Below are 21,474 nucleotides of genomic sequence, written 5' to 3' on the forward strand. Positions count from 1 at the left end.
CCGCGAAGGCGGTGGTTCAGGCGACAGATGCGTCACAGGCAAAATCTTTCGCGGGCAAGCGCGCTCCTACACTGATCTCGGTAACGCCCACCGTCTGTGGCGTACACACGATCCGTAGATATCGGGTTGCTGGCGAAGGCGTCGGGCCACACGACATTGCAGCGTCCGCACGAATGCATTCGCCAGCAAGCTTGCTCCCGGAGGTTTTGCGCCCAATGCGGAAGTCGGTAAACCACGCCCCATTGTAGGAGCGCGCTTGCCCGCGAAGGCGGTGGTTCAGGCGACAGATGCGTCACAGGCAAAATCTTTCGCGGGCAAGCGCGCTCCTACAATGATCTCGGTAACGCCCACAGTCTGTGGCGTACACACGATCCGTAGATATCGGCTTGCTGGCGAAGGTGTCCGCAGTCAGCTCATCAGCGCGAGACGAATCAGGTTCGCCAGCAAGCCGGCTCAGAGGGGTGTGTTTGGCGCTGACGGGGTTCGCGCCGCCGGTCGTGTGTTCGCTCGCCAACAGCGTTTGAACACATTGCCTCAGGAGCGGTTATTGCCTGGCCAGATTCGATGGCTGGATCACGCGCTTGGCATTCAGCCAGGCTTTTTGCCAATACGGCTTGTCGAGGCTGTCGAGCTTGACCGTGCCGCCGGTGGCCGGTGCATGGACAAATCGCCCTTCCCCGACGTAGATGCCGGCATGGCTGACGTTGGAACCACCGCTGGTGGCGAAGAACACCAGATCACCGGTCTGCAATTGGCTGCGGTCGATGTCGGGGCCACGCAGGGTGATCATCTCCCGCGTCGATCGCGGCAAAGTGATGCCCGCGGCGTCGTGGTAGACATAGCCGATCAGGCCACTGCAATCGAAACCCGAATCAGGCGTGTTGCCACCCCAGCGATAGGGCGTGCCAACGAGGCCGATCGCGCGCAACAGCACATCGTCAGCGAGTGGTGAAGAAAACTGGGGAGGAGCGGAAACCACAGGCCGGTAGACGACCTTGCGCGGAGCGGGCGGTGGAGTGCTGGAACATGCGGCCAGCAGCACAGCCAGAGAGGCGACGATCAGGCGAACCGTTAACGACATAAACACGACAACCTGTGCGGGGTGCAGCTTACTTTGCCGAGAGCCGGGTTTGCGCGCAAGAGGGGGTTAGCCCTGTGCGCGCCCGGAATTAACGGGTTTGGCGCTTGATTGTAGTCGAGCTCATCGCGGTGGTGGTTGCAGGTACCGTTGACGATGCCGTTGCAGGCGCCATTGCCAGCGCGCGTTTGGCTTCGATGAAGGTACGGGACCAGTAGGCATCGTCCAGGCTGTCGACACGAACACCGCCACTGCGACGGCTGCTGGAATGGATGAACTGGTCATCGCCCAGGTAGATGCCCGCATGGCTGACGCGGCCGCGACCGGCGGTGCTGAAGAACAGCAGATCGCCTGGCTTGAGGTCATTGCGCTTAATGAGAGGGGCATCGATGTTGATCATTTCGCGGGAAGAACGCGGCAGGCTCATGCCGGCCTCTTCACGGAACAGATAGCCGATGAAACCGCTGCAGTCGAAGCCGGAGGTGGTCGACGTACCGCCGAAGCGATAGCGAGTGCCTATCAAGGATTTACCGCGTTCAAGGATGCTGTCGGCCAGAACCGGCAGGCGGTACGGCTTATTGTCGGCAAATTGAGCGAGTTCGTCTTCGGTGGCGACTTCGTCATCCAGAACGGAAGAGGCGTAGTCGGCGCGCTTGCTGGCGGATTGAGCGGTGGCAGAGTCCCGGAACTGGGGGCTTTGCGACTGTTGTTGCGACGTCGGCATCTGGGCCGCGCAGCCGAACAACAGCGTAACGAGTGCGAGAGGCACGAGGGGTGCGAGGCGGTTTAGCATGTGCACGACCGTGGCTGAAGTGTAAAGAAGCCGAGACTATGCCTTCAATCGTACCCATTTGCAAATTCAATCGAAACAAATGTGACTTACGATGTCGTCCATCACTTCTAAGGCTCTACACCTCAGAAACGCATCCATGTGCGCGGAATGATCGGTCGGCGAAGGGTTTATCTCGGCAGTAAAGCCGCCCGTCACCCGAGCGCGCAGCATGGGCTCATGAATGTACGGGAAACTGGCGGTGGTTCCGATGCTGAGCACAGCGTCAAAACCTTTTGCCGTCTCCTCCTGAAGCACATTCAATGCCAACTCCGGCAGCATCTCCTGAAATAACACCACCGATGGCCTCAGAACGCCACTACAGCTGGGGCAAAGGGGTGGCAGTGGTCGACTGAGATGCTCGCTCAGCTGCGGATCTTCGGCGCCACAAGATTGACAGTAGAGCGGCGCCAGTTGGCCGTGGATCTCGATCAGCCGTTCTGGCGGACTTCCCGCCGCGCGATGATAGCCGTCGACATTTTGCGTCAATACCCAACATTCCGGCTTGCGCCGCTGCAATTCAGCGATGGCGTAGTGCGCCGCATTGGGACGTCCGCCCAGGCAAGCGCTGCCCAATTGTGCGATGTACTTCCAGCACAGCGCAGGATCACGACGCAGCATCGGGCCAGACAACGCCATTTCGATGGGCAAACCATCGTCGGTCTCGCCGTTATACAGCCCACCGACACCGCGATAGGTCGGCAGGCCCGAATCCGCCGAAAGCCCTGCACCGGTGATGATCAATATCCGCGTGGCGTGGCGCAAGGCCGCTGCGGTTTGCAGGACCAGGGCCGGATCGACCACGGGCGGGCTTACCAACCGAGGGTTTCTTTCAGGAAGGGAATGGTCAGCTTGCGCTGGGCCTGGAGCGATGCCTGGTCGAGTTGTTCAAGCAGGTCGAACAGCGCGCTCATGCTGCGCTTGCCGCGGGTAAGGATGAAATGCCCCACTTCATCGGTCAGGTGCAGGCCTCGACGCGACGCGCGCAATTGCAGGGCGCGGAGTTTTTCTTCGTCGGACAACAGGCGCATCTGGAACACCAGCGCCAAGGTCAGGCGGGATTTCAGGTCCGCCAGTTTGACCGGCAGCTCCCGAGGCGAGCATGAAGCAGCGATAAGCAAGCGTCGGCCGCTGTCGCGCAGGCGATTGAACAAGTGGAACAACGCTTCTTCCCACTCAGGCTTGCCGACCACCGCTTGCAGGTCGTCGAGGCAGACCAGTTCATATTGCTCCAGATGATCGAAAAGGCCGATGCCTTGATCGAGCAGCTCGGCCATCGGCAGGTAAACCGCTGGCTCGCCCATCTGTTCGAAACGCAGGCAGGCAGCCTGCAACAGATGCGTGCGCCCTACCCCGTTCTTGCCCCACAGATAAATCAGACTCTCCGTCCAGCCGGCCTCGGCTTCGCACAGCCGCTCGACATAGCCGAGTGCAGCGGCATTGGCGCCTGGATAGTAATTGATGAAGGTGGCGTCATCACGCAGACGCACACTCAGGGGCAGCTGAACTGGTTTCATGCTGGCTGAACGGTTCGTGACGAACCGCCAAGGGGCCTCTGTGAAAAGTGCGCAAAGTCTATACCCGCAGGGCTGACCGCACAATGCGGCAGACCGCCAGCAAAATCAAAGGCTTGCGTAGGTGACTGGTATGACTGGGGATTACGAGGAAAAATGAACCGATCGCAGAAGCCGGCTTGCTGGCGAAAGCATCGTGTCAGGCAACACGACGCAAATGATCAACCGGTTCGCCAGCAAGCCAGCTACAGGGTCAGGGTCCATCCTTGACCTGCGCTCTACGTCCGAGAATCAGAGATCCGGGTCGTCCAGGCCGCCGTAGATGTCCGAATCCTTGTACAGGTCATGAACATGGCGCACCAAAACCATGATCACCGCAGCCACCGGCAACGCCAGCAGGATGCCGGTGAAACCGAACAGCTCGCCGCCCGCCAGAATCGCGAAGATCACTGCAACCGGGTGCAGGCCGATGCGGTCGCCCACCAACAGCGGCGTCAGCACCATCCCTTCCAGCGCCTGACCGACCATGAACACCGCGACGATGCCCAGCATCGGGTACAGGTCGCCGCCGAACTGGAAGAAGCCCGCCAGAATCGCCGAGCCGATGCCGATGACGAAACCCATGTACGGCACGATGGCCGCCAGACCGGCAATGACGCCGATCAACAGACCCAGCTCCAGACCGACCAGCATCAGCCCGGCGGCGTAAATCACGCCCAGGGCGACCATCACCAGCAACTGGCCACGAATGAACGCGCCCAGGACTTCATGGCACTCGTCCGCCAGGGCGACGATCTTCTTCTCGCGGTGACGCGGCAACAGGCTGCGGACCTTGGCGGTCATCACGTCCCAGTCACGCAGCAGGTAGAAGCAGACCACCGGGATCAGCACCAGATTGGTAAGCCAGCCGATCAGCGCCAGGGTCGAGGTGGTGGCCTGGGACAGGACGATGCCGACGATGTCGCCGGTCTGGCCCATGTGCTCCGAGATCGCCGCCTTGACCTTGTCGAACTTCCAGAACCCTTCCGCCAGCCCGAGCTTGGCCTGCGCCCACGGCATGGCGGTGTGCTGCAGCCAGTCGAGGATCTGCGGCGCCAGTTCGTACAGCCGATAAAGCTGCTTGGCCAGCATGGGCACCAGTACCAACAGCAAGCCCATAAAGATGAGGGTGAACAACAGAAACACCGTCACCACACTCATGGTGCGTGACAGCTTCAGTTTTTCCAGCCGGTCTGCCAGCGGATCGCCCATGTACGCCAGCAGCAGCGCCACGAGGAACGGCGTCAGAATCGAATGCAGCAGCCAGACGAACAAACAGACCAGGACAACCCCGCCCAGCCAGAACCAACGACGCGTATCAGTCATTACTGCCTCTTTCCCCAGGATGATGTGCTTCGTGCAACGTCGTTATGAACCTGTTCACCAACGGAAGTGCAATGCGCTGTCAGAAACAGCGGGCGGCTGCGGTGCTGCCGGCGTGCCGTCCGCAGCAACGGGCGCGGGGTTGACCGGCGCGCTGGCGATTTCACTGGCTGGAACTTCCTGCAATTTCGCCAGCGCGAGCTGCGAACGCAACTGATCGGGGCTGCCGCTGACGTCGAAAGCGATGCGATCACCGTCCGCTGATTTAAGGCGACCACCGAACGGTTCGAGCAGGTGCAGCAGCTGCGCGTAACGCTCAAGATTCATGCCCTGCACATCCAGCACCATGCCCGTCGAAGCACCCGGCTTGACCACGAAGCGTGGCGCCAGACGCTGGCTCACGGCCAACAGCACGGCGTCTGCCAGTTCCGCCGAGCTGGCGCCGCTGGCACTGCCCTGCTCCATCTTGTCGCCCAGCCACAGGTGCCACTTGCCCTGCCACTGGCCGCCGTTTTCCTGCGCGTGAACCGCCAGAATCGCGTCCGAACCGTAGCGCTCGGAAGCCTCTTTGAGCGGGCCGACGTTGTTACCGTCGAGGGTCTTGGCGTTGCCGATGCCTTGCTCGCCCAGGTCCGCCAGTGGCAGACGCAACGGCAGGCCGCGATGCTGAGCCGCGCGGCGCAAAGGTTCGGCAGAGGCCTGACCGTCGCCGACGAGATTGGCGCCGTCAGTGGCGTCATTCAGCCACCAGGCCATGATCACCGGACGGTTGGAACCCCACAGCGACAAACCCGCCTGGCGCATGACACGTTCGGTGCTCGCCGGATCGAAATCGACCTGCAGGCTTTCGGGCGGGCCGGCGTCATAACCGTACTGACTGATGATTTGCTGAGGGTCCTTGCGCACCTCGGCAAGGCCGCCGTTCTGTACCGCCTTGGGGTCGCCGGTCAGGCGGATGACCAGGGTTTCGAGCGCAGCCTGGGTGGCGCGGGTTTTCTCGTCAGGGGTCTGGCCGCTGACGGGTTCGCGCACCTGATAAAGAGTGTTCACCGTCTCGGCGAGCGCCGGCAGACTCATCAATGAGAGACAACCCACGAACAGGCAGTTTTTTAGGCGCATGAAGGAAGGTGGACGCATGAAGGATTCCCGCTGGGTAAAAAGGCAACGCTATAAATAGCTGCATGAACTCAAGTGACCCGACTCTGACCGCAGACGCGCCCGAATCGCTCACTCAGGCGCCAACGTTACACCGGATCCTCCTGGCGACGAACGGGTGCGGTGGGATAAACCGGGTTATTTTTTCTTCACCATGTCCTGCCCGTCGGCCCAAGGATGGCCGCTTGCGCCCAACCCTGATAAAATCGCGCGCCTTCGCAGACCGGCGAGGACACGGCCCCCGCGTCGTTGCCACTCGGTCGTTACCCCGAATCCCCCCCTAAAGGCCTGGATCATGAGCAAGCAACCCTCCCTGAGCTACAAAGACGCCGGTGTTGACATCGACGCCGGTGAAGCGCTGGTCGAACGCATCAAGAGCGTCGCCAAGCGCACCAAGCGCCCGGAAGTGATGGGCGGGCTCGGGGGCTTCGGCGCTCTGTGCGAAATCCCGGCCGGCTACAAGCAGCCTGTACTGGTCAGCGGCACCGACGGCGTCGGCACCAAGCTGCGTCTGGCACTGAACCTGAATAAACACGACACCATCGGCATCGATCTGGTCGCCATGTGCGTCAACGATCTGGTGGTTTGCGGCGCCGAGCCGCTGTTCTTCCTCGACTACTACGCCACCGGCAAACTCAACGTCGACACCGCGGCTCAAGTGGTGACCGGCATCGGCGCGGGCTGCGAACTGGCCGGCTGCTCGCTGGTCGGCGGCGAGACTGCTGAAATGCCTGGTATGTACGAAGGTGAAGACTACGATCTGGCCGGCTTCTGCGTCGGCGTCGTGGAGAAAGCTGACATCATCGACGGCTCCAAAGTGGCCGCCGGTGACGCGCTGATCGCCCTGCCGTCTTCCGGCCCGCACTCCAACGGCTACTCGCTGATCCGCAAGATCATCGAAGTGTCGGGTGCCGAGATCGACACCATCCAGCTCGACGGCAAGCCGCTGACCGAACTGCTGATGGCGCCGACCCGCATTTACGTCAAACAACTGCTCAAGCTGATCAAAGACACCGGCGCGGTAAAAGCCATGGCCCACATCACCGGTGGCGGCCTGCTGGACAACATTCCTCGCGTGCTGCCTGAAGGCGCTCAGGCCATCGTTGATGTGGCCAGCTGGACCCGTCCGGCGGTCTTCGACTGGCTGCAGGAGAAAGGCAACGTCGATGAGCATGAAATGCACCGCGTGCTGAACTGCGGCGTCGGCATGGTCATCTGCGTTGCGCAGGAACACGTCGAAGTCTCTCTCAATGCCCTGCGTGAAGCCGGCGAGCAGCCGTGGGTGATAGGCCAGATCGGCACCGCTGCCGAAGGCGCTGCACAAGTCGAGCTGAAGAACGTCAAGGCTCATTAATGCCTGACATGCCCCAACCCTGTGACGTGGTAGTGCTGCTGTCCGGCACTGGCGGTAACCTGCAGGCGATGATCGACAGCTTTCAGGACAGCGTGAGCCCTGCGCGCATCCGTGCGGTGATTTCCAACCGCGCCGATGCCTTCGGGCTCGAGCGTGCCGCCCGCGCGGGGATCGACACCCACGTGCTCGACCACACCGGCTACGAAGGTCGCGAGGCCTTCGATGCCGCGCTGATCGAGGCCATCGATTCGTTTCAGCCGTCGCTGGTGGTGCTCGCCGGATTCATGCGCATCCTCACGCCCGGGTTCGTCCGCCACTACCATGGCCGCCTGCTGAACATTCACCCTTCGCTGCTTCCCCTGTATAAAGGCCTGCACACCCATCAACGGGTGCTGGACGCCGGCGATGCCGAACATGGCTGCAGCGTGCACTTTGTCACGGAGGAACTCGATGGGGGGCCTCTGGTCGTACAGGCAGTTGTTTCTGTAGAGTTGCACGACACGCCCGCCACGCTGGCACAGAGGGTTCACGCCCAGGAACACCTGATTTATCCCCTGGCCATTCGCTGGTTCGCCGAAGGACGATTGACCCTCGACGAACACGGCGCCTCACTGGACGGCCAGCCCTTAGGGCCCAGCGGCCACTTGATCCGACATTAGGAGATATTATGCGTCGCGCTTTGCTCTTCGCTTTCGCTCTGTTCGCACTTCCCGCAGTTAACGCGGCCGACCTTCAACCTTTCTCCGCCAGCTACACCGCTGACTGGAAACAGCTGCCCATGAGCGGAGGCAGCGCCAGCCGCAGCCTCGAGAAGAACGCCAACGGCACCTGGACCCTGAGCTTCAAGGCCTCGATGATGATCGCCAGCCTGACCGAAGTCAGCACGATCAAAGTCGACAAGGAGCAGTTGCTGCCGCAGACCTACCACTTCGAACGTGGCGGCCTGGGCAAGAGCAAGACAGTCGATCTGGTCTTCGACTGGCCCACCAAGTTCATCACCGGTTCGGACCGTGGCAACGCGGTGAAAATCCCGCTGAATGCCGGCGTCCTCGACAAGTCCACCTACCAGCTCGCGCTGCAGCATGACGTAGCGGCAGGCAAGAAGAGCATGTCGTATCAGGTGGTCGACGGTGATGAAGTCGATACCTATGATTTCCGCGTGCTGGGTACTGAAAAGGTCGAGACCAAAGTGGGTTCGGTCGACGCCATCAAGGTCGAGCGCGTGCGTGATCCGACGCAGAACAAGCGCATCACCGTGATGTGGTTCGCCAAGGACTACGACTACCTGCTGGTTCGCCTGCAACAGGTTGAAACCGACGGCAAGGAATACAACATCATGCTGCAGGACGGCACGGTGAACGGTAAGTCGGTCAAGGGCAGTTAATTCAGCCAGCTGATTCACGCCTACATCGCGCAACATCGAACCCCGCCTACATGGCGGGGTTTTTTTGGCCGTAAAACCAGTATTGCCAGGCGAGCATTGATCTGACGGACCTCATTCCCCGGGTTGCTGCCGCTTCGCGACAGATCGCGGGCAAGCGCGCTCCTACATTTGAACGGCGGCAGGCCGAGGTTTTGTGCCGACGACCAAGCGCGCTGGCTGCGAACGACAAAATGAAACATTCTTCATGGCCTTCAACCGAGTGTGACAAAACGCCACACACCCTTCGAATACAAGCATTTAGCGCACTGTTACGGATTCGGTAAATAACTGTTGCCGGATGTGCACGTTTACTTAGCTGGCTACCAAAAACTATAAAGAAGGCCTGCGACGTCCTGCCGCAGATATCCAAGAGTCAGGAGTTTGCACTATGACCGTAACTGTTACTGAACGCGACGACGCCCATATCTCCCACGAAACCATCGCCGATGGCATCCAGATCTGGGATGTTCGCCAACAGGACCAACTGGTAGGGATGTTTCATTACGAATCGGACGCACAGCGTTACGCAGCAGAGCTAGCTGAGCAGGAAGCAAAACAGCAGGCCAGTCATTCGTAATTTCGGAATCGCAGCAAAACAAAACCCGCCTCTTGGCGGGTTTTGTTGTTTTAGCTGAGTGAGCGACGGGCGCTTACCACATCAAATCATCCGGGATCTTGTAGGCGGCGTACGGATCGTCGCCCTCCGGCTCTTCGGTCGGGGCGCTGAGCATGACGATGCGGCGCGGGTCGCGCTCCTGCACCTTGAGAGCCGCTTCGCGTGGGATCACCTCGTACGTACCGCCGTGGTGCACGATGGCCAGCGCACCGCTGCTCAGCTTGCTGCGCATCAGGGCGTTGACCGACAGGCGCTTGACCTTCTTGTCGTCGACGAAGTTGTAGTAGTCCTCGGTGGTCAGCTTCGGCAGGCGCGTGGCTTCGATCAACTGCTTGACCTGGGCGGCACGGGCTTTCTGCTCGATTTTCTCCTGCTGCTGACGATTCAGTTCCTGATCGCGTTTGGCTTTCTCCGCCATCGCTTCCTGGGCAGCGCGCTGGCTGGTGTCGTCCGCCACCGCCTGGCCCTTGTGCACCAGACGCTGTTCCTTCTGCTTGCTCTTGCTGGCCTGCTTCGCCTGTTTCTCATTGACCAGGCCGGCTTTCAGCAACTGGTCACGAAGGGAAATACCCGCCATCTGTCTTCTCTCTCTAAATAGTCAACTCAACCGCAGTTGGGCGTGATCTTTTCCTGGCGCTTGGCTTCGCCCCAGAGCGCATCCATCTCTTCGAGGCTGCAATCTTCGATGGGGCGCCGGGTGTCGCGCAAGGCCTGTTCAATAAATCTGAAGCGCCGCTCGAATTTGGCATTGGCGGCGCGCAGGGCATTTTCCGGATCGACCTTGAGGTGTCGGGCCAGATTGACGGCGGCAAACAGCAGATCGCCGACTTCTTCGGTGATGGCCGCGCTGTCATTATCAGCCATGGCTTCAAGGACTTCGTCGAGTTCCTCACGGACGTTATCGACCACCGGCAACGCGTCCGGCCAATCGAACCCGACCTGAGACGCACGCTTCTGCAATTTCGCCGCTCGAGACAACGCCGGCAGTACATTTGGCACATCGTCGAGCAGGGAAAGCTGCTCGGGCGCGCTGGCCTTTTCGGCGCGCTCCTCGGCCTTGATCTGTTCCCACCGATGCTTGACCTGCTCTTCGCTGAGACGCGGCGTTTCCAACGGCGCGTACAGATCGCCGGTCGGAAACACGTGGGGATGACGGCGAATCAGTTTGCGGGTGATGCCGTCGACCACGCCGTCGAACTCGAAGCGCCCTTCTTCCCGGGCCAGCTGGCAGTAATACACCACTTGAAACAGCAGATCGCCAAGCTCACCGCGCAGGTCATCAAAGTCGCCACGCTCGATGGCGTCGGCCACTTCGTAGGCTTCTTCGAGGGTGTGCGGCACGATGCTCGCGTAATTCTGCTTCACGTCCCACGGGCAACCGAATTGCGGATCGCGCAGACGGGCCATGAGCGTGAGGAGGTCTTGGAGGCTGTACATGGGGGTCTCTCTTCGTTCGCAGCTGTAAGCGACAAGCCACAAGCTTCAAGTTATCCGCGTACGGCTTGAAGCTGATCGTTCCCACGCTCTGCGTGGGAATGCCCGCCTGGAAGCTCTGCGTCCCACGAGTGACGCGGAGCGTCACGGACTGCGTTCCCACGCAGAGCGTGGGAACGATCAACCGCCGTAAAATCACGGCGTTCTGTTACGCCGCGTTTCGATGATGTTCGGCAGTTGCGAGATGCGCCCCAGCAGACGGCCCAGCGCATCCAGGCCCGGGATCTCGATGGTCAGCGACATCAGCGCAGTGTTGTCTTCCTTGTTCGAGCGGGTGTTGACCGCCAGCACGTTGATGCGCTCGTTGAGCAGGATCTGCGAAACGTCCCGCAGCAAGCCCGAGCGGTCGTAGGCGCGGATGATGATGTCCACCGGATAGGTGAGCACCGGCACCGGGCCCCAGCTGACCTGGATGATCCGCTCGGGTTCGCGCCCGCCGAGTTGCAGCACCGAGGCGCAGTCCTGACGGTGAATGCTCACGCCGCGGCCCTGGGTGATGTAACCGACAATGGCATCGCCCGGCAGCGGCTGGCAGCAGCCGGCCATCTGCGTCATCAGGTTGCCGACGCCCTGGATCTGAATGTCCCCGCGCTTGCCCGGCTTGTAGCCCGTGGCCTTGCGCGGGATCAGCTCCAGTTGCTCGTTGCCCCGCTCCGGCTCGACCAGTTGCTGAGCCAGATTGACCAGCTGCGCAATGCGCAGGTCCCCGGCACCGAGGGCCGCGAACATGTCTTCGGCGGTCTTCATGTTGGCCTTCTCGGCCAACTTGTCGAAATCCACCTGGGGCAGTGCCAGACGCGCCAGCTCCCGCTCCAGCAGCACCTTGCCAGCGGCAACGTTCTGGTCGCGCGCCTGCAGCTTGAACCAGTGCACTATCTTCGCCCGCGCCCGGGACGTGGTGATGTAACCCAGGTTCGAGTTCAGCCAGTCGCGGCTCGGCGTGCCGTGCTTGCTGGTGATGATCTCGACCTGCTCGCCGGTCTGCAGGCTGTAGTTGAGCGGGACGATGCGGCCGTTGATCTTGGCACCACGGCAGTTGTGGCCGATCTCGGTGTGCACGCGGTAGGCGAAGTCCAGCGGGGTCGCGCCCTTGGGCAGGTCGATCGCGTGACCGTCCGGGGTGAACACGTAGACGCGGTCGGGCTCGATGTCGACGCGCAGCTGTTCCGCCAGCCCACCGATGTCGCCCAGCTCTTCATGCCACTCGAGCACCTGACGCAGCCAGGAGATTTTCTCTTCGTAGTGATTGGAGCCGGATTTGACGTCGGTGCCCTTGTACTTCCAGTGCGCGCAGACGCCCAGCTCGGCTTCTTCGTGCATGGCGTGGGTGCGGATCTGAACTTCCAGCACCTTGCCTTCCGGACCGATAACCGCCGTGTGCAGCGAGCGATAGCCGTTTTCCTTGGGGTTGGCGATGTAGTCGTCGAATTCCTTGGGAATGTGCCGCCACAGGGTGTGGACGATGCCTAGCGCGGTGTAGCAATCGCGCATCTCCGGCACCAGCACGCGAACGGCGCGAACGTCGTAGATCTGGCTGAATTCCAGGCCTTTGCGCTGCATTTTTCGCCAGATCGAGTAGATGTGCTTGGCCCGGCCGCTGATGTCGGCTTTAACGCCGGTGGCCAGCAGCTCGTTCTCAAGCTGGGACATCACGTCGGTGATGAAGCGCTCGCGGTCGAGGCGGCGCTCGTGCAGCAGCTTGGCGATCTGCTTGTACTGCTCGGGCTCCAGGTAACGGAAGGACAGGTCCTCCAGCTCCCATTTGATATGACCGATGCCCAGCCGGTGGGCCAGCGGCGCGTAGATGTCGAAGACTTCCCGGGCGACGCGGTTGCGCTTTTCATCGTCGGTGTTCTTCACCGCACGGATAGCGCACGTCCGTTCGGCCAGCTTGATCAGCGCGACACGCACGTCGTCGACCATGGCCACCAGCATCTTGCGCAGGTTTTCGACCTGGGCCTGGGTGCCGAGCACCAGGGATTGACGCGGGCTGAGACTGGCGCTGATCGCCGCCATGCGCAGCACGCCGTCGATAAGCTTGGCGACGGTGGGGCCGAAGCGCTGGTTGACGTCGGGCAGCGAGATCTTGCCTTCGCGCACGCCGCGGTAAATCACGGCGGCAACGAGGGAATCCTGGTCGAGCTTGAGGTCGGCCAGGATTTCAGCGATCTCCAGGCCCGTCTGAAAACTCGACGTGCCCTCCGCCCAGAGGTTCTTGGCGGCGTTGTCCTGTTGCTCGGCGTGCCGGGCAAATTCACAGGCCTCTTTGAGGGCCTGTCGGTCCACTGCGAGGTCGACGCTGACCACGTGATCCAGCCACGCGTCGAGGTTGATACTGCCGTCTGTGTTGATCGGCTGGTGGGGTCTCACCTGTACCATGTTGCTTACCTTCCCTACGGCGCGATGAAATGCGCCATCAGTCGCCGGCCTTCTTGAGCGCGTGCACCTTGCGGGCCATGCAAAGGCGTGTACGCGCGGGCCAGTCGGATTAAACGAGACTCCGTGTAAGGCATCGGCATTTCCTGAGCCGCCGCCTCACTTGCTCGCTTCAAATAACGCCATCGCCTCGACATGCGCTGTCTGCGGGAACATATCGAGGATTCCGGCACGTTTTAAACGGTAGCCCTGCTTGATCAATTCAACCGTGTCGCGCGCCAGCGTTGCCGGATTGCACGACACATAAAGGACGCGCTGAGCGCCCAGCGACGTGAGCTTGCCCACTGCTTCGAACGCCCCGTCACGCGGCGGATCGAGCAGCACTGCGGCGAAACCTTCCGCCACCCAGGCCGCCCTGTCCAGTGGCTGCGACAGATCGGCCTGATAAAACGTCACGTTGCTTAAACCGTTGCCGGCGGCATTGGCCGTCGCACGCTGAACCATGGCCTCGACGCCCTCCACTGCCACCACCTCGCGCGTCATTTGCGCCAGCGGTAGGGCGAAGTTACCAAGCCCGCAGAACAAGTCCAGCACTCGTTCGTCCTTGCCCGGCGCGAGCCAGGCCAGGGCCTGCTGGATCATCGCGGTGTTGACCTGATCATTGACCTGCACGAAGTCGCCAGGGCGATACGCCAGGGACAGATTCCACGGCTCCAGGCGGTAGCCCAGTTGCGCGGAGGGGTCGACCGGTTGTGGCTCGCCTTCGCCGTGCAACCACAGCTGCGCGTCATGGGTTTCGCAAAATCCCTTGAGGATTGCCAGATCACTTTCAGGCAACGGCGCGGTGTGCCGCAGCAGCACGGCATTGGCCGAACCGCTGAACAGCTCGACATGCCCCAGCGCCTGAGGTTTGCTCAAGCGACGAAGCATGGGCGCCAGCGCTGTCATGATCGGTTGCAAGGCCTGTACCAGCACCGGGCATTGTTCGATGGCGATGATGTCCTGACTCGCTGCGGCGCGGAATCCGACGTCCAGGCGTTTGGCCCGCACGTCCCAGCGCACGGCAACGCGGGCGCGGCGGCGGTAGGCGTATTCATCGCCGGTCAGGGGCGCGGCCCATTCCTCCGGCTCAACCCCGGCGATGCGGCTCAATTGCTCGGCGAGCATGCTCTGTTTCAGGGCGAGCTGTTCGGTGTGGGGCATTTGCTGGGTGCTGCAACCGCCGCAACGGCCGAAATGCGGGCACGCGGCCGGGCGGCGCATGGGGCTGGCCTGGAACACGCGCTCGGTACGGGCTTCGACCACTTTGCCGTGGGCATTGAGTACGCGGGCCTCGACCTCTTCGCCGGCCAGACTGCCCATGACAAACCAGGTGCGGCCGTCGACGAAACCGATGCCGCGACCGTCATTGGCCAGCCGCTCGATGGTCAGGCGTTGTTTTTTACCGGTGGGGACCTGCGCAGTCCGGGTGCCGCCGCTGGGCTGGAAACGCAGGCCTGCATCACGCTTGGCCATCAGTTGGGCGCATCGTAGACGCCGGTCGACAGGTAACGGTCGCCGCGGTCACAAATGATCGCGACCATCACCGCGTTCTCGACTTCTTGGGACAGCCGGAGCATCCCAGCTACCGAGCCGCCCGACGATACGCCACAGAAAATACCTTCTTCCCGCGCCAGACGACGCATGACGTCCTCGGCTTCGGCCTGGCCCATGTCCAGAATACGATCGACGCGGTCGGCTTGATAAATGCTCGGCAGGTATTCCTGAGGCCAGCGGCGAATGCCCGGGATCGAAGCGCCGTCCATAGGCTGGAGGCCGACGATCTGGATGTTCGGGTTCTGTTCCTTGAGGAAACGCGAGGTGCCCATGATAGTGCCGGTGGTGCCCATGGAACTGATGAAATGGGTGACGGTGCCGCCGGTCTGCCGCCAGATTTCCGGGCCGGTGCCGACGTAATGGGCCTGGGGATTGTCGCCATTGGCGAACTGGTCGAGGACTTTGCCGTGGCCTTGGGCCTGCATGCGCTCGGCCATGTCACGGGCGCCTTCCATGCCCTCTTCCTTGCTGACCAGAATCAGCTCGGCGCCATAGGCGGTCATGGCTGCCTTGCGCTCGGCGCTGGAGTTGTCCGGCATGATGAGAATCATGCGATAGCCCTTGATCGCCGCGGCCATGGCCAGGGCGATGCCGGTGTTGCCGGAGGTGGCTTCGATCAGGGTGTCGCCGGGGTGGATCTGCCCGCGCTCTTCGGCACGGGTAATCATCGACAGCGCCGGGCGGTCCTTCACGGAACCGGCCGGGTTATTGCCTTCGAGCTTGAGCAGCAACGTGTTGCTGGTGTTCCCGGCCATGCGTTGCAGACGCACCAGCGGGGTGTTGCCGACGCAATCGGCGATGGTTTGATACTGCAGGGTCATGGCGTGTTCGCGATCCAGACGTGCGGAGGTCGCCCATCATACCGGCAATCGCTGCCAGCCCATATCACGCAAAGTGAGGTGGTTATCGCTGAATGGAATAAGGGGTGTCCTTGGGCTTGTCTGGGCCGGGTACTGCCCCCTGTAGGAGTGAGCTTGCTCGCGATTGCATTCAGGCCGGCAACATTTAGCTCACAGACATTCCGCATCGCGAGCAAGCTCACTCCTACAATTCGGGTTGGTGACCAGATCCAACCGCGACATCAGGCCTGCCTCGCCGGCAACCGCATGATCATCTTCAACCCTTGCCCGGTGTTCTCCGCCCACAAGTCCCCGCCCTGCAGCCGCAGGGAGTTGCGCGCGATGCTCAGGCCCAGGCCGAAACCACCGTCGCCGGGGCGGGCGCCGTCCAGGCGGATGAACGGCGCAAATATGCGCTCGAGATCGTCCTCATCAATCCCGCCGCCCTGATCTTCCAGCCACAACAGCCAGTCGTCCCCTTCCCGGCGACCGTCAAGGCGCACGATGCCCTCGGGTGGCGAGTGGCGGATGGCGTTGCGCAGGATATTTTCCAGCGCTTGGGCCAGGGTGTTGAGATGGCCACTGACCCAGCACTCGCTGTCCAGATCGCAGGGCAACTGACGGGACGGCCAGCAGGTTTCGAAACAGGCGTCGTCCACCAGCATCTCCCACAGCGCCACCACCTGAATGTCCTCACCGGGCAGTTTTTCGCGCTCGGTGTCGAGCCAGGCCAGCTGCAGAGTGTCATCCACCAGCCGGCGCATGCCATCCACCTCCCGGCTCAATCGCTCGCGCAGCTCTGGCAAAGTTTGCTCGCTATCGCACGCTACCCGCAGGCGACTCAGAGGCGTGCGCAGTTCGTGGGAGAGATCACGCAGCAACTGCTGCTGAACCTGCACCGTCGAATGCAGGCGCGCGGCCATGTGATCGAAGGCGCGGTTCAGCTCACCCAGCTCATCACGGCGCTCGGTCATTTGCGGCGACAGCCTGCTGGTCAGCCGATCGGCGCGCCATGCGTTGGCCTGTTCGCGCAGTTGATTGAGCGGGCAAATCAGCAGGCGATACAGCCCGACGCACAGCAACAGGGTGAACAACGCAGGAATCAGCCCGTTGGTGAGGATTTGCCCGATCACCGCATAACGCCCCGGCTTGAAGCGCTCGGGCAGTTCAATGACCAGGCTGCCCGCGTCAGGGTAGCCGGGAAAGGCGATCTTCAGCCAGGGCACGGTCTTCTGTCGCGTGCTCATGGGCCAGTCGATGCCGCGCATGAACGTCAGCCGCTGGTACTGCTCGCGGGTCAGTGGCGTACTGGCGAGTGATTGCAAGTCGCCGCCGATGACCCCGACCCAGCCGGGTTCCTGCTGACGGACCTGCTTCAGCCATTCGTCGATGCCGCGCCGGCCTTCCTTGCTCCACGCACCCTCGGCCTGCGCCGCATAGTCGTTCAGCACCTGATGGGCCTCAGCGTTCAGATAGGCGTTCCGGGTCTCGATGTAGCGGCCCCAATACCAACTGAGCCAGATCATCAGCAGGCAGAAGCCGACCAGCAGTACGGCGAGTTTCCAGAACAGCGAATGCCAGCCGGGCAGTCGTTTGCGTGATTCAGGCATTCGACACCTCAGGCATCCGCCGCCACCGCGGTCAGCACGTAGCCTTTGCCCCAAACTGTGCGCAGCTGTCGCGCCTGATAGCCGACGGCCTTGAGCTTGCGGCGAATCTGGCTGATGTGCATGTCCAGGCTGCGGTCGTGCCGGGAATAGCCGCGCTGCAAAACGTGCTGATAAAGGAAGGCCTTGCTGAGGACGTCTTCGGGGTTGCGCCACAGGGTTTCCAGCAGGCGGTACTCGCTGCCGGTCAATTGCGCCGGGGTGCCTGCGAAGAAAACGTCGCAGCGGCGCTCGTCAAAGGTCAGGCCGTCTTCGTCGGCTGTTTCGGCGCTGGCCTCGGGCTCGGTCGCTGCCAGGGCGTGAAAGCGTCGTTCCAGCTCGACCCTGCGCAGGATCGCCTCAATGCGCACGCGTAGCTCATCGACGCTGAAGGGTTTGGGCAGGTAATCGTCGGCGCCGTTCTGGAAGCCGGTGATGCGGTCGGCCTCGGCGCCCAGGGCGGACATGAGGATGATCGGCATGGTGTGGCGGCGGCGCAGTTGGGTAAGGATGTCGAGGCCGTTCATGCCCGGCAGCAGGATGTCCATCAACACGACATCGAAGGGTTCGCGTTGTGCACAGGCCAGCCCTTCGGCGCCGTTCTGGCACCAGGTCACCTGAAACCCGCAGCGATCGAGCTGATCGTGAACGAATGCGCCGAGCACGACATCGTCCTCGATGGCGAGTATGTGGGGGCGGTGGATGCTGGCGGGAGTCATTGGCGTCTGCGACTGATTCTCAAGACGCGGATTATTCAAGATTGCGCGCGGCGGAGCAATGCTGGCCTGCCGGCGATGCGTTCTTTAGTAGGACCGGCTTCAGCCGGGAAAGAGGCCAGTGTGGGCGCCATCAATTCTGCGGCGTAACACTTGACGCCTTCCCGGCTAAAGCCGGTCCCACTAGAGATACGCATTCTTATAGTGGGACCGGCTTCAGCCGGGAAGAGGCCCGGTTGGGCACCATCCAATTTCGCGGTGTGACCTCCAATGCCTTCCCGGCTAAAGCCAGTCCTACAAGGGGAGTGTCCAGTCCCTTCAAGCGTGCACGCCGCGCTCCCGTAGGACCGGCTTCAGCCGGGAAGAGGCCCGGTTGGGCACCATCAAATTTCGCGGTATGACCTCCAATGCCTTCCCGGCTAAAGCCGGTCCTACGAGGGGAGTGTCCAGTTCCATCAGCTGTGCACGCGTCGGTCGCACTGTGTGCACGAAGCGCAAATGACTACACTGCGCAGTGATTGCGCGTCACACGCTGCATTGGCGCAGCGGTTGCCTGAATTCTTGCCGGGTTGTTGGAGAACAAGTGTGCTGAAAAAAGTGGGCATCAAAGGCCGCGTCATGCTGCTGACCTTGCTGCCGGCGTGCCTGATGGCGGCGTTGCTCGGCGGTTATTTCACCTGGATGCAGCTGAGCGAGTTGCAGACCCAGTTGCTCAAGCGTGGCGAGATGATTGCCAACGAGCTGGCGCCGCTGTCCGCCGGCGCGCTGGCCAGCGGTGATCAGGCCATGCTCGAACGCATCGCCGGACAAGTGCTGGAACAGGCCGACGTGCGCGCGGTGTCGTTCCTTGATGCCGACCGGGCGATGCTGGCCCACGCCGGCCCGAGCATGATCAACCAGACTCCCGTCGGCAACAGCACGCACATGCTGCAACGCTCGGAAAACGACGCCACGCGCTACTTGATGCCGGTGTTCGGGCGCAGCCGCCACCTGACCGGCGACGTCGTTCCCGCCGAAGCCGACCGCCTGCTCGGCTGGGTCGAGCTGGAGCTGTCCCACAACGGCACCCTGCTGCGCGGTTATCGCAGCCTGTTCGCCAGCCTCATCCTGATTGTCATCGGCCTCGGCCTGACCGCCATGCTGGCCCTGCGCATGAGCCGCACCATCAACGGCCCGATCACCCAGATCAAACACGTCGTCGCCCAGCTCAAGGACGGCAACCTGGAAGCGCGATTGCCGCCCATGGGCAGTTACGAACTGGACGAACTGGGTTCGGGCATCAACCGCATGGCGGCGACGCTGCAGAACGCCCAGGAAGAATTGCAGCACAGCATCGAGCAGGCCACGGAAGACGTGCGCCAGAACCTGGAAACCATCGAGATCCAGAACATCGAGCTGGACCTGGCGCGCAAGGAAGCCCTGGAAGCCAGCCGGATCAAGTCCGAGTTCCTGGCGAACATGAGCCATGAGATCCGCACGCCGCTCAACGGCATTCTCGGTTTCACCCACCTGTTGCAGAAAAGCGAACTGACCCCGCGTCAGTACGATTACCTGGGCACCATCGAGAAATCCGCCGACAACCTGTTGAGCATCATCAACGAGATTCTGGATTTCTCGAAGATCGAAGCCGGAAAGCTTGTCCTCGACGCGATCCCGTTCAACCTGCGTGACCTGTTGCAGGACACCCTGACCATCCTCGCCCCCGCCGCCCACGCCAAACAACTGGAACTGGTGAGCCTGGTCTACCGCGACACGCCGCTGTCGCTGGTGGGCGATCCGCTGCGTCTGCGACAGATTTTGACCAACCTCGTCAGCAACGCCATCAAGTTCACCCGCGAGGGCACCATCGTGGCGCGGGCGATGCTGGAGGAGGAACACGACACCACCGTGCAATTGCGCATCAGCGTGCAGGACACCGGCATCGGCCTGTCCAGCCAGGACGTGCGCGCGCTGTTTCAGGCGTTCAGCCAGGCGGACAATTCACTGTCGCGGCACTCCGGCGGCACCGGGCTGGGGCTGGTGATTTCCAAGCGGCTGGTCGAGCAGATGGGCGGGGAGATCGGCGTCGAGAGCACCCCAGGGGAAGGTTCGGAGTTCTGGATCAGCCTGACGCTGCCGAAAACCCGCGACGACCTCGAAGACCTGCCCGCCCCGCCGCTGCTGGGCCGTCGCGTGGCGGTGCTGGAGCATCACGATCTGTCGCGCCAGGCGCTTGAGCATCAGCTGGAAGACTGCGGCCTGCTGCCGATGGTCTTCAACAACCTGGAAAACCTCATCAACGGCGTGACGGTGGTGCATCAGACGCCCCACGCCATCGACATGGCCGTGCTCGGCGTCACCGCCCACGAGTTGCCGCCCGAGCGCCTGCGCCAGCAAATCTGGGACCTGGAAAACCTCAACTGCAAAGTGTTGGTGCTGTGCCCGACCACCGAACAGGCGCTGTATCAGTTTTCCGTGCCTGACGCCTATAACCAGTTGCAGGCCAAGCCGGCGTGTACGCGCAAATTGCGCCGCGCGCTGTCGGAATTGATTCAGCCCAAGCAGTTGCGCAACGAGGTACCGGAGCCGCTGTCGAGCCGGCCGCCGCGCATTCTCTGCGTGGACGACAACCCGGCCAATCTGCTGCTGGTGCAGACCTTGCTCGAAGACATGGGCGCCAAGGTCAAGGCCGTCGACAGTGGTTATGCGGCGGTGCAAGCGGTGCAGGATGAACCCTTCGATCTGGTGCTGATGGACGTGCAGATGCCGGGCATGGACGGGCGTCAGGCGACGGAAGCTATTCGCAGTTGGGAGAGCGAGCGTCAGGCCACGTCGCTGCCGATCGTTGCCCTCACCGCCCACGCCATGGCCAACGAGAAGCGCGCGCTGTTGCAGAGCGGCATGGACGATTACCTGACCAAGCCGATCAGCGAACGCCAACTGGCGCAGGTGGTGCTGAAATGGACCGGGCTGGCGCTGCGCAATCAGGCGCCGGAGCGGCAGATCGAGATCGCCCAGGGCGGCATCAATCTGCAAGTGCTTGATCACGAAGAAGGGCTGCGGCTGGCGGCGGGCAAAGCCGATCTGGCGGCGGACATGCTGGCGATGCTGCTGGCCTCCCTCGCCACTGACCGCGAAGCCATCCTCACTGCCCGTGAGGCCAGGGACAACGTCGCGCTGATCGAACGCGTCCACCGCCTTCACGGCGCGACCCGCTACTGCGGCGTCCCGCAACTGCGCGCGGCGTGTCAGCGCAGCGAAACCCTGCTGAAGCAGGAATCGGCGGACAGCGACAAGGCACTGGACGAATTGGAGAAGGCGATCAACCGCCTGGAAACCGAGGCGCGTGTGACGGCTTGATCTGGGTCACAGGGCCTCGTTGAGTGACGGGTACGCTCCGATGTTCCAAGGTCAGCCGCATGACCTGAAGGAGCGGTTTGCTGGCGATTGCGGTGGTTTGGAAATGAAGAGGTTGACTGACACACCGCATTCGCGGG

18 protein-coding genes are annotated in these 21,474 nt (G+C 62.1%); 5 read left to right on the forward strand and 13 right to left on the reverse strand.

The genetic code is table 11. The features are described from left to right. Positions 1-544: 544 nt before the first annotated feature. The 6 genes from ACYAR8_RS12025 to ACYAR8_RS12050 form a co-directional block, all read right to left on the reverse strand. Positions 545-1,081: a C40 family peptidase gene (locus ACYAR8_RS12025; protein ID WP_074890949.1), complete on the reverse strand. Its 537-nt coding sequence runs from the start codon at positions 1,079-1,081 to the stop codon at positions 545-547. A gap of 88 nt (positions 1,082-1,169) precedes the next feature. Further along, complete coding sequence (locus ACYAR8_RS12030) at positions 1,170-1,871, reverse strand: C40 family peptidase (RefSeq protein ID WP_074890950.1); 702 nt, start codon at positions 1,869-1,871, stop codon at positions 1,170-1,172. A gap of 66 nt (positions 1,872-1,937) precedes the next feature. Beyond that, the gene (locus ACYAR8_RS12035; RefSeq protein ID WP_463580002.1) at positions 1,938-2,711 is read right to left on the reverse strand and encodes an NAD-dependent deacylase; all 774 of its coding nucleotides are present in this window, start codon (positions 2,709-2,711) and stop codon (positions 1,938-1,940) included. A gap of 8 nt (positions 2,712-2,719) precedes the next feature. Next, positions 2,720-3,424, reverse strand: coding sequence for a DnaA regulatory inactivator Hda (gene hda / locus ACYAR8_RS12040; protein WP_463580003.1), 705 nt, complete (start codon positions 3,422-3,424; stop codon positions 2,720-2,722). Between the two features lie 288 nt (positions 3,425-3,712). Beyond that, positions 3,713-4,786 carry an AI-2E family transporter gene (locus ACYAR8_RS12045; RefSeq protein ID WP_074890953.1) on the reverse strand — a complete coding sequence of 358 codons (1,074 nt, stop codon included), beginning with the start codon at positions 4,784-4,786 and terminating at the stop codon, positions 3,713-3,715. A 54-nt stretch (positions 4,787-4,840) separates the two neighbouring features. After that, on the reverse strand, positions 4,841-5,902 hold the full coding sequence (locus tag ACYAR8_RS12050; RefSeq protein WP_108120597.1) for a DUF2066 domain-containing protein: 1,062 nt from the start codon (positions 5,900-5,902) through the stop codon (positions 4,841-4,843). A gap of 331 nt (positions 5,903-6,233) precedes the next feature. Here ACYAR8_RS12050 and purM point away from each other — a divergent pair, with 331 nt between their 5' ends. The 4 genes from purM (at position 6,234) to ACYAR8_RS12070 (ending at position 9,292) form a co-directional block, all read left to right on the forward strand. Then, positions 6,234-7,292 (forward strand): phosphoribosylformylglycinamidine cyclo-ligase, encoded by a 1,059-nt coding sequence (gene purM / locus ACYAR8_RS12055; protein WP_074890955.1) that lies wholly within the window; start codon positions 6,234-6,236, stop codon positions 7,290-7,292. An 8-nt stretch (positions 7,293-7,300) separates the two neighbouring features. Then, the gene (gene purN, locus ACYAR8_RS12060) at positions 7,301-7,951 is read left to right on the forward strand and encodes a phosphoribosylglycinamide formyltransferase (RefSeq protein ID WP_074890982.1); all 651 of its coding nucleotides are present in this window, start codon (positions 7,301-7,303) and stop codon (positions 7,949-7,951) included. Positions 7,952-7,959: 8 nt separating this feature from the next. Then, positions 7,960-8,676 carry a DUF3108 domain-containing protein gene (locus ACYAR8_RS12065; RefSeq protein ID WP_074890956.1) on the forward strand — a complete coding sequence of 239 codons (717 nt, stop codon included), beginning with the start codon at positions 7,960-7,962 and terminating at the stop codon, positions 8,674-8,676. 427 nt (positions 8,677-9,103) lie between these two features. After that, positions 9,104-9,292 (forward strand): hypothetical protein, encoded by a 189-nt coding sequence (locus ACYAR8_RS12070; RefSeq protein ID WP_108120469.1) that lies wholly within the window; start codon positions 9,104-9,106, stop codon positions 9,290-9,292. Between the two features lie 73 nt (positions 9,293-9,365). Here ACYAR8_RS12070 and ACYAR8_RS12075 read toward each other — a convergent pair whose 3' ends face one another. The 7 genes from ACYAR8_RS12075 to ACYAR8_RS12105 form a co-directional block, all read right to left on the reverse strand. After that, the gene (locus ACYAR8_RS12075; protein WP_074890960.1) at positions 9,366-9,908 is read right to left on the reverse strand and encodes a DUF2058 domain-containing protein; all 543 of its coding nucleotides are present in this window, start codon (positions 9,906-9,908) and stop codon (positions 9,366-9,368) included. A gap of 26 nt (positions 9,909-9,934) precedes the next feature. After that, positions 9,935-10,768, reverse strand: coding sequence for a nucleoside triphosphate pyrophosphohydrolase (gene mazG / locus ACYAR8_RS12080; protein ID WP_074890961.1), 834 nt, complete (start codon positions 10,766-10,768; stop codon positions 9,935-9,937). 192 nt (positions 10,769-10,960) lie between these two features. Beyond that, positions 10,961-13,204 (reverse strand): GTP diphosphokinase, encoded by a 2,244-nt coding sequence (gene relA, locus ACYAR8_RS12085; protein WP_074890963.1) that lies wholly within the window; start codon positions 13,202-13,204, stop codon positions 10,961-10,963. A gap of 156 nt (positions 13,205-13,360) precedes the next feature. Continuing rightward, positions 13,361-14,716: a 23S rRNA (uracil(1939)-C(5))-methyltransferase RlmD gene (rlmD, locus tag ACYAR8_RS12090; RefSeq protein WP_463580004.1), complete on the reverse strand. Its 1,356-nt coding sequence runs from the start codon at positions 14,714-14,716 to the stop codon at positions 13,361-13,363. Continuing rightward, positions 14,716-15,618: a cysteine synthase CysM gene (gene cysM / locus ACYAR8_RS12095; protein WP_074890966.1), complete on the reverse strand. Its 903-nt coding sequence runs from the start codon at positions 15,616-15,618 to the stop codon at positions 14,716-14,718. The genes rlmD and cysM overlap by 1 nt, the downstream gene beginning before the upstream one ends. A gap of 260 nt (positions 15,619-15,878) precedes the next feature. Further along, positions 15,879-17,246, reverse strand: a complete 1,368-nt coding sequence (locus ACYAR8_RS12100; protein ID WP_463580005.1) for a histidine kinase sensor domain-containing protein — start codon at positions 17,244-17,246, stop codon at positions 15,879-15,881. Positions 17,247-17,254: 8 nt separating this feature from the next. Next, positions 17,255-18,001, reverse strand: a complete 747-nt coding sequence (locus ACYAR8_RS12105) for a response regulator transcription factor (RefSeq protein WP_463580006.1) — start codon at positions 17,999-18,001, stop codon at positions 17,255-17,257. Between the two features lie 582 nt (positions 18,002-18,583). Between ACYAR8_RS12105 and ACYAR8_RS12110 the strand changes: the two genes are divergently transcribed. Then, complete coding sequence (locus ACYAR8_RS12110) at positions 18,584-21,337, forward strand: response regulator (protein WP_463580007.1); 2,754 nt, start codon at positions 18,584-18,586, stop codon at positions 21,335-21,337. Positions 21,338-21,474: the final 137 nt, after the last annotated feature.

This window comes from Pseudomonas sp. HP_01 (genome assembly GCF_055284355.1).

Excerpts from the sequence above, each read along its gene's own strand:
- ACYAR8_RS12070 (WP_108120469.1), top strand. The coding sequence starts at position 9,104 with ATGACCGTAACTGTTACTGAACGCGACGACGCCCATATCTCCCACGAA.
- ACYAR8_RS12065 (WP_074890956.1), top strand. The coding sequence starts at position 7,960 with ATGCGTCGCGCTTTGCTCTTCGCTTTCGCTCTGTTCGCACTTCCCGCA.
- cysM (WP_074890966.1), bottom strand. The coding sequence starts at position 15,618 with ATGACCCTGCAGTATCAAACCATCGCCGATTGCGTCGGCAACACCCCG.
- ACYAR8_RS12030 (WP_074890950.1), bottom strand. The coding sequence starts at position 1,871 with ATGCTAAACCGCCTCGCACCCCTCGTGCCTCTCGCACTCGTTACGCTG.
- rlmD (WP_463580004.1), bottom strand. The coding sequence starts at position 14,716 with ATGGCCAAGCGTGATGCAGGCCTGCGTTTCCAGCCCAGCGGCGGCACC.
- ACYAR8_RS12045 (WP_074890953.1), bottom strand. The coding sequence starts at position 4,786 with ATGACTGATACGCGTCGTTGGTTCTGGCTGGGCGGGGTTGTCCTGGTC.
- mazG (WP_074890961.1), bottom strand. The coding sequence starts at position 10,768 with ATGTACAGCCTCCAAGACCTCCTCACGCTCATGGCCCGTCTGCGCGAT.
- purM (WP_074890955.1), top strand. The coding sequence starts at position 6,234 with ATGAGCAAGCAACCCTCCCTGAGCTACAAAGACGCCGGTGTTGACATC.
- ACYAR8_RS12105 (WP_463580006.1), bottom strand. The coding sequence starts at position 18,001 with ATGACTCCCGCCAGCATCCACCGCCCCCACATACTCGCCATCGAGGAC.
- ACYAR8_RS12100 (WP_463580005.1), bottom strand. The coding sequence starts at position 17,246 with ATGCCTGAATCACGCAAACGACTGCCCGGCTGGCATTCGCTGTTCTGG.
- purN (WP_074890982.1), top strand. The coding sequence starts at position 7,301 with ATGCCCCAACCCTGTGACGTGGTAGTGCTGCTGTCCGGCACTGGCGGT.
- ACYAR8_RS12025 (WP_074890949.1), bottom strand. The coding sequence starts at position 1,081 with ATGTCGTTAACGGTTCGCCTGATCGTCGCCTCTCTGGCTGTGCTGCTG.
- ACYAR8_RS12075 (WP_074890960.1), bottom strand. The coding sequence starts at position 9,908 with ATGGCGGGTATTTCCCTTCGTGACCAGTTGCTGAAAGCCGGCCTGGTC.
- relA (WP_074890963.1), bottom strand. The coding sequence starts at position 13,204 with ATGGTACAGGTGAGACCCCACCAGCCGATCAACACAGACGGCAGTATC.
- ACYAR8_RS12050 (WP_108120597.1), bottom strand. The coding sequence starts at position 5,902 with ATGCGCCTAAAAAACTGCCTGTTCGTGGGTTGTCTCTCATTGATGAGT.
- hda (WP_463580003.1), bottom strand. The coding sequence starts at position 3,424 with ATGAAACCAGTTCAGCTGCCCCTGAGTGTGCGTCTGCGTGATGACGCC.